Raw genomic sequence first — 10,227 nt, forward strand, 5'->3', positions numbered from 1 at the left:
GAGGGCTAGCGCTGGCACTGCGCGCAATAGAACGTCGAACGTTGTCCTTGCTTTATCTGGCGTACCGGGGCCTCGCATTGGCGGCACGGCACGCCAGCACGATCATAGACGAAATATGTCTGCTGGAAATATCCAGACTGGCCATTTACAGCAATAAAGTCACGCAGCGTGCTGCCGCCTTGCACGATGGCGGCGGCCAGGATGGCGCGGATCGCTTCAGCCAGCCGGTCGTAGCGCGCGCGGCTGATGCGCGAAGCGGCCGTTTTCGGGCTGATGCCGGCGCGGAACAGGCTTTCGCAGGCGTAGATATTGCCCACGCCGACGACGATATCGCCGGCCAGCAGCACCTGCTTGATCGGGGCGCTGCGGCGGCGCGTTTCGCGGTACAGCAGGGCGCCGTCGAAGCCGTCATCCAGCGGCTCGACGCCCAGGCCGCGCAGCAGCACATGTTCGGCCAGTGGACCGTCTTCGACTGCATGCCACAGCACGGCGCCGAAGCGGCGCGGATCGTGCAGGCGCAACACTTGCTGGCCCTCGGGGCCGGTCACGACCAGGTCGAAGTGGTCATGCTTGCGCGGCTCGATGCCCGGGGGCAGGACGCGCAGGTGGCCCGACATGCCCAGGTGGATGATCAGGGTGCCGTGCTCGAAGTTAATTAAAAGATATTTGCCGCGCCGGCCGATGTGCAGGATGCGGCGCCCGGCCAGCAATTCGGATAGGCCGGGCGGGAAGGGCCAGCGCAAGCCTTCGCGGCGGCAGATAACGTGCTCGACGATGCGGCCTTCGAGATGGGGCGCGACGCCGCGCCGGGTAACTTCGACTTCTGGGAGTTCAGGCATGCCTAAGGGGATTCGTGTAGAGTCAGTCGGCATCGCAGCGCATGCGCGGCAGGTCTGCGCATGAGCGTAGAATCAAACTCACTTTGGACTTCTGGACTTGCTTTGAAAAACGCTTTCGCCATTGTAACCCTCTCCGGGCTGTTGACGGCATGTGCTGTCGCTCCGCAACAGCACTCCGTCGCCGCCGACGTCCAGTCTTCATCCACGCCTGCCGCCGAGCCCTTGCTCGATGACGAAGCGTTGGCTGCCAGGCAAAAAGCCGAGGAAGAAGCCCGCCTGCCGAAGGTCGAGATGACACCGATCATGCTCGACCAGTTACTTAAGGCCGAATTCGCGTTTCGCAATGGCGACTGGCAAGGGCCGTACCTCACGGTGCTGAGCCTGGCCCAGCAGACGCGCGATCCGCGCCTGGCCCGGCGCGCCGCCGAAATGGCGGTGGCGGCCAAGCAGGCTGACGACACGCTGGCCGCAGTGCGCCTGTGGTACCGGCTCGACCCCGAATCCGACGAAGCGACCCAGTACTTCGTCGGCATGGTGGTCACGTCCGAGAAGATCGCCGAGCTCGAGCCCGTGTTCGAAGAGCGCCTGCGCGAAGCGCCGGCGGCCCGGCGCGGCATCCTGATGTTCCAGGTCCAGCAATTGCTGGGCCGGGCCAAGGACAAAGAAGCCGCCATCGCCATGCTCGAGCGCCTGATCGAGCCCTACGACAAGATGATGGAAGCGCGCATCGTGCGCGCCCAGATCGCGCTGGTGCGCGGTGACAAGGCGCTGGCGCGCAGCCACGCGCAAGCGGCGCTGGCCGTGAAACCCGACGCCGAGATCGCGCTGCTGATGCTGGCGCAGGTCACCGAGGATGAAACGCAGGTGGTGGCCATGATGGAGAAATTCCTCAAGAGCTATCCGAAAGCCAACGATGTGCGCGCCGCCTATGCCCGCGTGCTGGTCAACCGCAAGGATTATCCTGCTGCGCGGCGCGAGTTCGAGTCGCTCCTGAAGGTGCAGCCAGAGAATGCCGCGACCCTGTATGCGCTCGGTATCCTGGCCACGCAGATGGACGATGCGCCAGGCGCGGAAACCTATTTCACCCGCTTCGTGGACGTACTCGGCCGCAATCCGAATGACGAACGCGACCCGTCGCGCGCGCTGTTGATCCTGTCGCAGCTGGCCGAGGAGCGCGGTGACCTGGCCGGTGCCCTGCTGTGGTTGAACAAGGTGCCCGACAACACCGACGAGCAAACCCGCTTCAATGCGCAATTGCGCCGCGCGCACTTGACGGGCAAGGGCGGCGATCTGGCCGCGGCGCGCCGTCTGCTGGGCGACGTCAAGCCGGCCGAGCCGGAACGCCAGGCCCAGGTCATGGCGGCCGAGGCGCAATTGCTGCGCCAGGCCAACCAGTTGCCCCAGGCGTATGCGGTGATGGAAGCGGCGACGAAGCAGTTCCCGAAAAACCCGGACCTGTTGTACGACTTCGCGCTGCTGGCAGAAAAGCTGGGCAAGGTCGACGTGATGGAAGCGCAATTGCGCGAAGTGATGGCGCAGGCGCCCGACAACCACCACGCCTACAATGCGCTGGGCTACTCGCTGGCCGAACGCAATGTGCGCCTGCAAGAAGCGTATGGCCTGATCGCCAAGGCGCTCGAGATGGCGCCGGACGATCCGTTCATCATGGACAGCATGGGCTGGATTCACTATCGCATGGGCAATCTGAACGAGGCAGAAAAATTCCTGCGCCGCGCGTATGGCGTGCGCAAGGATGCTGAAATCGGCGTTCACCTCGGTGAAGTGCTGTGGCAGAAGGGCGATAAGTCGGCGGCCCAGAAACTGTGGCGCGACGCCCGGGCGAAAGACCCGCAGAACGACGCCCTGCGCGAGACGCTGGCGCGCCTCGGCCAGTCCTTGTGAAATAATCCGCTCCGTTCATTTAATTTTGCCTTGTATGCTGCTGACACGACGCCTAGCCATCTTCGCCCTTGCCGCCACGGTCCTGACCGGTTGCGCGACGAGCACCGCCAACCTGTCCACCGCCACGGTCGGCGACTATCGCGAGACGATCGACCTGGCCGGGCGCCTGTCGGTGAACTATCAAAAGGATGGCCGGCCAGAATCGATCAGTGGCAGTTTCAACTGGGAGCAGCGTCCGGGCACGATCGACGTCACCCTGATGTCGCCGCTGGGGCAAACCGTCGCGGCAATCAATGTCACGCCTGGCTCGGCGACGCTGACCCAGGGCGGCGAGGCGCCGCGCACGGCGGCTGACATCGATAGCCTGACCCAGCAGACGCTGGGCTGGCCGCTGCCGGTGTCGGGCTTGCGCGACTGGTTGCAGGGCTATGCGGTCGATGCGCAGGGGCAGCGTTTTCGTGCTTCGCCGGCCAGCAACAGCGTGACGACGAAGGATGGCTGGCGCCTGCGCTTCGTCGACTGGCAAGACGCGGCCGGCGGCGCTGCTGGTGGCGCCAGTGCCGCGCCAGTGCCCCGCCTGATCCAGGCCGAGCGCGCAGCGTCGGGCGACATCCAGGATCTGGCGATCCGCATCGTCGTCAACCCGGCGGCCTGATCCCATGCGTTTTTTGCACGATTGTCCGGCCCCGGCCAAACTCAACCTGTTTTTGCACGTCACCGGCCGGCGCGCCGATGGTTACCACCTGCTGCAAAGCGTGTTCCAGCTGATCGAGCGCGCCGATCGCCTGCATTTTGACTTGCGTGACGACGAGCGCATCGTGCGCACGAACGACGTGCCCGGCGTGCCGCACGACCAGGACCTGATCGTGCGCGCGCTGCGCCTGCTGCAGGCCGAGTACGCGCGTCGTCATGGCCGTCTGCCGCCGGGCATCGATGTGGCGATCGACAAGATCCTGCCGATGGGTGGCGGGCTTGGCGGCGGTTCATCCGATGCCGCCACCGCGCTGATGGCGGCCAACCAGCTGTGGCAGGCTGGCCTCACGCGCGAAGAATTGATGGCGCTGGGCTTGCCGCTGGGCGCCGATATTCCGTTCTTCCTGTTCGGCGAGACGGCATTTGCGGAGGGCGTGGGCGAGACCTTGCAGGCCGTGGACGGGCCGGATTGCTGGTACGTCGTGCTCGAGCCGGGTGTGGCGGTGCCGACCCCTGCAATTTTTTCTGCGGCAGATTTGACAAGGGACACAAAGCCGGTCAGAATAGCGGACTTTTCCAGCCACACCAATTCAGGCAGCATGGTGGGGTTTGGTAAAAATGATTTGCAGAACGTGGCAACGCGCCTGTTCCCGCCGGTAGCCGAAGCGGTTGAATGGTTGAGTAGCTACGGCGATGCCAGGATGACTGGCTCAGGGGCATGCGTGTTTTGCGCAGTCTCCAGCGAAGACGCTGCCGACCAGGTGTTGGCGCAGGTGCCGAAGCAGTTCACGGCATGGAAAGCGAAGTCGCTGAAGACACACCCGATGATGAAATCGCTCTTGCAAATGGGTGAGTTGTAGCATAAAATTTTGCCTGTCGCGGCGCTGAGCAGTACATGAAGATGTGCAGCACAATGTGAAGCGGCAAGCAGTACAGGTCGTGTAGGGGAATCGCCAAGTTGGTTAAGGCACCGGATTTTGATTCCGGCATTCCAAGGTTCGAATCCTTGTTCCCCTGCCAAAGTTTTCTTGTTCTGTCGATGCGTATGCGTCCAGCAAGAAGATCGCAATAAGGTGCCAGGCACCATAGCAGCACGTGAATCAGCCGGTATAGCCGGCTGATTGTTTTTCTACTGTATTAACGCTTCTTACCTTTTGGGACTCCCATGGCTTACGAAAACCTGATGGTTTTTACCGGCAATGCCAATCCGGCGCTAGCAGAAGGGGTCGCAAAAAGCCTCGGTATTCCACTCGGCAAGGCCGTCGTCTCGAAGTTTTCTGACGGCGAAGTCATGGTCGAGATCAATGAGAACGTGCGCGGCAAGGATGTCTTCGTCCTGCAATCGACCTGCGCACCGACCAACGACAGCCTGATGGAAATCATCCTGATGGTCGACGCTCTCAAGCGTGCCTCAGCTGGCCGCATCACTGCAGCGATTCCTTACTTCGGTTATGCCCGTCAAGATCGTCGCCCGCGTTCGGCGCGTGTTGCGATCTCGGCCAAGGTTGTGGCGAACATGCTCGAAAAAGCCGGCGTCGAGCGCGTCCTGATCATGGACCTGCACGCTGACCAAATCCAGGGTTTCTTCGATATCCCGGTCGACAATATCTACGCATCGCCAATCCTGCTGAGCGATCTGCAGAAGCGCAACTACGACGACCTGCTGGTCGTCTCGCCGGACGTCGGCGGCGTGGTGCGCGCACGTGCCCTGGCCAAGCGCCTGGGTTGCGACCTGGCGATCATCGACAAGCGTCGCCCGAAGGCGAACGTGTCCGAAGTGATGAACATCATCGGTGAAGTCGAAGGCCGCAACTGCGTGATCATGGATGACATGGTCGACACCGCAGGCACGCTGTGCAAGGCTGCCGAAGTGCTCAAGGAGCGCGGCGCCAAGAAGGTGGTTGCTTACTGTACGCACCCGGTGCTGTCCGGCCCGGCGATCGATCGCATCGCGAACTCGCCGCTGGATGAACTGGTGGTCACCGACACCATCCCGCTCAGTGCAGCCGGCGCCGCTTGCGGCAAGATTCGCCAGCTCACGTGCGCACCGCTGCTGGCCGAGACCTTCAAGCGGATCGTCAAGGGTGACTCGGTGATTTCGCTGTTCGTCGACTAAGCATTATCGACGTCGTTTTCCACGGCGCGCCTGGCTGAACAGCCGGCGCGCCGTTGGTGTATCAGATTAGGTTGGACTATGTCGTTCCCGCCTTCGCGGGGACGACATTGCCGGCTGTGCCGGCAACGTCGTTTTTTTTGAGCGCGTAACAATGCGCTCTTTCTTGACTGCCCCTGGTCGCGGGGGTGGTCGCCACTTGGCTACCGGGCTGTTGATCGTTTTCTTCGGCATTCGGGCCTGTTTTATTTTTGGAGTATCACATGAAAGTAGTCGCATTCAACCGCACTCTGCAGGGGACCGGAGCGAGCCGCCGCCTGCGTAAAGCTGGTCAAACGCCAGGCATCATCTACGGTGGCGCCGGTGTTCCTGAACTGATCGCCCTGGACGGTAACGCCCTGTGGCACGCGCTGAAAAAAGAAGCGTTCCACGGTTCGGTCCTGGACCTGGAAATCGACGGCAAGACCCAGCAAGTCCTGCTGCGCGACTTCCAGATGCACGCGTTCAAGCAACTGGTCCTGCACGCTGACTTCCAGCGCGTCGATTCGTCGAAGCCAGTGCACACCAAAGTCGCTTTCCACTTCGTCAACGCCGAGACCTCGCCAGCCGTCAAGCTGAACAGCGCTGTCATCTCGCACGTGCTGAACGAGCTGGAAGTGTCGTGCCTGCCAGGCAAACTGCCAGAGTTCATCGAAGTCGACCTGGCAAACCTGGAAGCCGGTAACTCGATCCACACCGACGACCTGGTCCTGCCAGAAGGCGTCACCGCGCTGACCCACGGCCAGAACCTGACCATCGTCACCGCAACCATCCCACGCGGCGCAGTCACCGCTGAAGAGACCCCAGCTGCCGAGTAATCGCAGCTGACGCGTCGCTCCGGCGGCGCATCGCAAAAAACCCGCCGCGGCTTGCCCGGCGGGTTTTTATTTTTTGAATCGCAGGTTTCGGCGATAATCGCCTTTTCTCGACAGAACCTTACGCATGTCCATCCGACTGATCGTTGGCCTCGGCAATCCCGGCCCCGAGTACGAACAAACCCGCCACAACGCCGGCTTCTGGCTCGTGGACAATCTGGCCAATGGCTTGCCGGGTTGCCGCCTGCAGCGCGAATCGCGTTTCAATGCCCTGGTCGCCAAGACATCCATTGCCGGCAACGATGTCTGGCTGCTCGAGCCGCAGACCTATATGAACCGCTCCGGCCAGTCGGTCGGCGGCCTGGCGCGCTTTTATAAAATCAATCCGGATGAAGTGCTGGTCGTGCACGATGAGCTCGATCTGCCGCCGGGCGTGGCCAAGCTCAAGAAGGGTGGGTCGTCCGGTGGGCACAACGGCCTGAAGGACATCACGGCGGCGCTGGGCACCCAGGACTACTGGCGCCTGCGTCTTGGCATCGGCCATCCGCGCACGATGAACCTGCAGCAGGTGGTGGCCGATTTTGTGCTGCACCGCCCGCGCCGCGAAGAGCAGAGCCTGATCGAAGAATCGATCGACAAGAGCCTGCACATCATTCCGCTGGTTTGCGAAGGCAAGTTTGACACCGCCACGATGCGCTTGCATACGGCCTGATTGCATTCAACATTTTCAGCCGCCCTTGAACACGATCTGCGAGCGCAGGTCGCGCAGCATGCGCTCGAGCGCGGGCCGCATGCGCCGGTAGTCGTCGGGCGAGCAGGTTGCCGCCGTGTGCCGGAACTTGAGCTGGCGCCGCACCGTCACCAGCGCGCCGCGCCGCGCATAGTGCGAGCGATAGGCGAAGTTGGCGTCTTCGACACGCACGGCGCGTGGCAGCGCCAGCACCCGCGAATGCTTCGGCAGCTGAAAGCGTAGTTCATCCTCGGCATCGATCGCCGGACAGACAAATTCCTGGCGCCGCTCGGGCTCTTGCGCGAACGCCAGCACGGCGTCGCCCAGGCCGCCCCAGAGACTGTATGTGGTGGCGAGGCCTGCCGGGCCGGGCAGTTGCGTGAAGCCGCTGCTGGCGCCGCGAAACGACAGCGTGACATCGTCGCGCGGGTTGTCCGCCTCGGCCTGCGGCGTCGATTCGAGCACGCCGTCCCCGAACTGGCCCAGCCCCTGCAGCATGCGTTCGGCCAGGCGTTCGCGTTCGAGCGGCGCCGTCGCGCGCACGACGCGCCGGTACGGTTCGGCCTGGGCGCCGCTGCCGGTGCGCGTGACCTTGAAGCGGCTATTGCCATCAGGCCCGATGTCAAACTGCGTGAACGTGCGACTGCGTGCCTGCTGGAAGAACGGGATCATCGCGAAGTCGCCCGAGCGCGCCAGCACCGCCGGCTTGCCGAGCAGGGCCGCCGGCAAGAAGCCGCCCGCCACGTTTTCGGCCGTCGGATCCAGATACAGCTGCAACGACGGCACGTACACGATTGCATGATTGAGCACGCCCAGCGTGGGCACGGCGGGCAAGCGATAGGCGTCGCCGTTGTTGACCAGTGCCACGGTGCTGTCGATGCCGGCACTGGCCAGCAGGGCTTCGAGCAGCGTCGCGTGGTCTTTGCAATCGCCATAGCGGTTGGCCAGCACGCTGGCCGCCGCATGCGGCACCACGCTGCCGGGGCCGAGATACACGCCCACATAACGCACGTTGCGGCGCACCCAGTCGGACAGTGCGATCGCCCGCGCGCGCCGCTCGACCAGGGCGCCCGTGATGCGCGCGGCAAGCGCCGTCACGGCATCGTCGGGCAACGCGCGCCCGGCAGCGCGCTCCTGGTAGGCGCGGGCAAAGGCGGCGTAGTCGGCGAAGGTGGACACGGCGAGCCGCTTGCCGTAATCGAGATAGCTGACCGAGTCGGCTTCGAGCCGGGCGTTGTCGCCATCGAGATAGCGCCAGGCGTAGCGCCGCTTGCCGGCGGCGGGTTCGGGCAGGTCGGCGACGGTCGTGGGCGCGAATCCGGTGGCGTCGGCGTGCAGCAGTAGCGCCGCCGGCAGGTCGTAGACCAGCCGAAAGTCGCGCTGGCGCTGGAAGCGCGCGGCGGACAGGTCTTCAAAATGGCCGGGAAACAGCGGCGTATGGCGCCGCACGACATAGCGCACCACGACGCGGTCGCCCGCATCGACATCGGGAAACACGACGATCTTCAGGCGCGTGTCCTGGAACATCGGGGCGTCGATCGAGGCGGCTTCTTGCTGGTCGCGGATCTGGTGCGGCTGCACGGCGAGCCGGCGCCCGTCGGCTTTTTCAGTGTAGGCCTGGACGTCGATGACGTCGTCGAGCGACTGGTTGTAGCCGATATAGTACTGGGCATGTTCGTGCAGGGCGTCGCGATCGACGATGGTCTTGCTTTGCTCGACCGTGAGCAGGTAGGCGCCGCTGGGTTCGACGACGAAGTGGCGTACGTGGCGCTCGACGACGACGGAGCGGTCGGTACCGGAGTCGCGCGCGCATGCCGGCTGACCGATCAAAGGCCATAGAAGCAGGCACAGCATGACGAGGCAGCGCAGGGACATCTCACTCTTTCAGGCACGCGACCGGCCCATGTTACGGGGCGACGCCCGGGCAGGATTGATGTCGCGCAAGCGGCTGCCGTCGGCCCGACTTCTGCGATAATTTCACCATGAAAGCGCTCACCTTCCAGGCCGGACCCCTCGCCATGGCCCAGATTGCCGCGCATGGCTTGCGCGCGCAGGACATCGCCATCGTGCCGGCCGCGGCGGGCGGCCCCAAGGGCCTGATCTTCGAAGCGCTCGATGCGTGGTTGTTCGGCGAGTGGTTGCCGGCGGCGCCGCGCGAGCGTACGTTGATCGGTGCCTCCATTGGCGCCTGGCGCATGGCCGCGGCGTGCCAGAAGGATCCGGCCAAAGCGTTCGCCCGCCTGGGCGAGCTCTACACCGGCCAGCGCTACACGCGCCTGAAGCCCAGCGCGCAAGAAATCGACGCCGTCGTGCAAGCCCTGCTGGCCGAACTGGTCAGCGGGCACGAAGACGACATCGTGCAGCATCCCCATCATCGCCTGCACATCCTGGCCGGCCGTGGCCTGCGTTCGCTGGCCGCCCCAAGCGGTCGCCACGCCGAACTGCGCGGCTTTGCATCGGCCGCGCTGCACAATGCCGGCTCACGGGCCTGGCTGGGGCGCTTGATGGAGAGGGTGGTGATCGGTGACGCGCGCAGTCAGGCGCCATGGTTGCACGAACCATTCGACAGTTTCACGACGCATTTCTCGACACTGACCCGCGCCAATCTGGCCCCTGGCTTGCTGGCCTCGGGCACGCTGCCGTTGATCATGAAAGCGGTGACCGACATCGCCGACGCACCGCCCGGCAGTTACTGGGATGGCGGCATCATCGACTACCACCTGGCCTTGCCGTACGCGCGCGCGGCCGGTGCGAGCAAAAGCGAACTGGTGCTGTATCCGCATTTCACCGATCACATCGTGCCCGGCTGGCTTGATAAAAGCATGCCATGGCGGCGCGCGGCGCGCGGGCCCAATCGCGGCTGGCTGGACAATGTGCTGGTGGTGGCGCCCTCGCAAGAATTCCTGCGCTCGCTGCCGCGCGGTAAATTGCCCGACCGGACCGATTTCACGGCGTTCGGTCTCGACCACGATGCGCGCATCCGCGTCTGGCGCAATGCGATCGGGGAGGGCGGGCGCCTGCGGGATGAACTGGCCGAGTTCGCGTTACGGCCGGACCTGGGGCGGGTCCGGCCGCTCTGAGCCATCAGGCAGGCAG

9 protein-coding genes and 1 tRNA gene are annotated in these 10,227 nt (G+C 64.1%); 8 read left to right on the forward strand and 2 right to left on the reverse strand.

Annotation, left to right across the window (positions count from 1 at the left end):
• Window positions 1-5 precede the first annotated feature (5 nt).
• A complete protein-coding gene (gene mutM / locus AB2N08_RS14760) occupies window positions 6-839 on the reverse strand; it encodes a bifunctional DNA-formamidopyrimidine glycosylase/DNA-(apurinic or apyrimidinic site) lyase (RefSeq protein WP_367611417.1) in 834 nt (277 codons plus the stop codon).
• A 102-nt stretch (window positions 840-941) separates the two neighbouring features.
• On the opposite strand from mutM, the gene AB2N08_RS14765 reads away from it, so the two are divergent.
• The 7 genes from AB2N08_RS14765 to pth all read left to right on the forward strand — a co-directional run bounded on the left by AB2N08_RS14765 (window position 942) and on the right by pth (window position 7,113).
• Window positions 942-2,741 carry a tetratricopeptide repeat protein gene (locus AB2N08_RS14765; RefSeq protein WP_367611418.1) on the forward strand — a complete coding sequence of 600 codons (1,800 nt, stop codon included), beginning with the start codon at window positions 942-944 and terminating at the stop codon, window positions 2,739-2,741.
• A gap of 34 nt (window positions 2,742-2,775) precedes the next feature.
• A complete protein-coding gene (gene lolB, locus AB2N08_RS14770) occupies window positions 2,776-3,396 on the forward strand; it encodes a lipoprotein insertase outer membrane protein LolB (RefSeq protein ID WP_367611419.1) in 621 nt (206 codons plus the stop codon).
• A 4-nt stretch (window positions 3,397-3,400) separates the two neighbouring features.
• Entirely contained in the window at window positions 3,401-4,294 is an 894-nt protein-coding gene (ispE, locus tag AB2N08_RS14775; RefSeq protein WP_367611420.1) for a 4-(cytidine 5'-diphospho)-2-C-methyl-D-erythritol kinase, read from the forward strand.
• Window positions 4,295-4,377: 83 nt separating this feature from the next.
• A tRNA-Gln gene (locus AB2N08_RS14780) sits at window positions 4,378-4,454 on the forward strand.
• Between the two features lie 145 nt (window positions 4,455-4,599).
• The gene (locus AB2N08_RS14785; RefSeq protein ID WP_367611421.1) at window positions 4,600-5,550 is read left to right on the forward strand and encodes a ribose-phosphate pyrophosphokinase; all 951 of its coding nucleotides are present in this window, start codon (window positions 4,600-4,602) and stop codon (window positions 5,548-5,550) included.
• Between the two features lie 260 nt (window positions 5,551-5,810).
• Window positions 5,811-6,404, forward strand: a complete 594-nt coding sequence (locus AB2N08_RS14790) for a 50S ribosomal protein L25/general stress protein Ctc (RefSeq protein WP_367611422.1) — start codon at window positions 5,811-5,813, stop codon at window positions 6,402-6,404.
• Between the two features lie 124 nt (window positions 6,405-6,528).
• Window positions 6,529-7,113 (forward strand): aminoacyl-tRNA hydrolase, encoded by a 585-nt coding sequence (gene pth / locus AB2N08_RS14795; protein WP_258837205.1) that lies wholly within the window; start codon window positions 6,529-6,531, stop codon window positions 7,111-7,113.
• A gap of 15 nt (window positions 7,114-7,128) precedes the next feature.
• Here the strand turns inward: pth and AB2N08_RS14800 are convergent, their stop codons facing one another.
• Window positions 7,129-9,006, reverse strand: coding sequence for a DUF3857 domain-containing transglutaminase family protein (locus tag AB2N08_RS14800; RefSeq protein WP_367611423.1), 1,878 nt, complete (start codon window positions 9,004-9,006; stop codon window positions 7,129-7,131).
• 107 nt (window positions 9,007-9,113) lie between these two features.
• Between AB2N08_RS14800 and AB2N08_RS14805 the strand changes: the two genes are divergently transcribed.
• Window positions 9,114-10,211, forward strand: a complete 1,098-nt coding sequence (locus tag AB2N08_RS14805) for a patatin-like phospholipase family protein (protein ID WP_367611424.1) — start codon at window positions 9,114-9,116, stop codon at window positions 10,209-10,211.
• Window positions 10,212-10,227: the final 16 nt, after the last annotated feature.

It is taken from the genome of Massilia aurea, assembly GCF_040790145.1.
Classification (GTDB): Bacteria; Pseudomonadota; Gammaproteobacteria; order Burkholderiales; family Burkholderiaceae_D; genus Telluria; species Telluria aurea_C.

Excerpts from the sequence above, each read along its gene's own strand:
- AB2N08_RS14790 (WP_367611422.1), top strand. The coding sequence starts at position 5,811 with ATGAAAGTAGTCGCATTCAACCGCACTCTGCAGGGGACCGGAGCGAGC.
- AB2N08_RS14805 (WP_367611424.1), top strand. The coding sequence starts at position 9,114 with ATGAAAGCGCTCACCTTCCAGGCCGGACCCCTCGCCATGGCCCAGATT.
- mutM (WP_367611417.1), bottom strand. The coding sequence starts at position 839 with ATGCCTGAACTCCCAGAAGTCGAAGTTACCCGGCGCGGCGTCGCGCCC.
- ispE (WP_367611420.1), top strand. The coding sequence starts at position 3,401 with ATGCGTTTTTTGCACGATTGTCCGGCCCCGGCCAAACTCAACCTGTTT.
- lolB (WP_367611419.1), top strand. The coding sequence starts at position 2,776 with ATGCTGCTGACACGACGCCTAGCCATCTTCGCCCTTGCCGCCACGGTC.
- AB2N08_RS14785 (WP_367611421.1), top strand. The coding sequence starts at position 4,600 with ATGGCTTACGAAAACCTGATGGTTTTTACCGGCAATGCCAATCCGGCG.
- AB2N08_RS14800 (WP_367611423.1), bottom strand. The coding sequence starts at position 9,006 with ATGTCCCTGCGCTGCCTCGTCATGCTGTGCCTGCTTCTATGGCCTTTG.
- pth (WP_258837205.1), top strand. The coding sequence starts at position 6,529 with ATGTCCATCCGACTGATCGTTGGCCTCGGCAATCCCGGCCCCGAGTAC.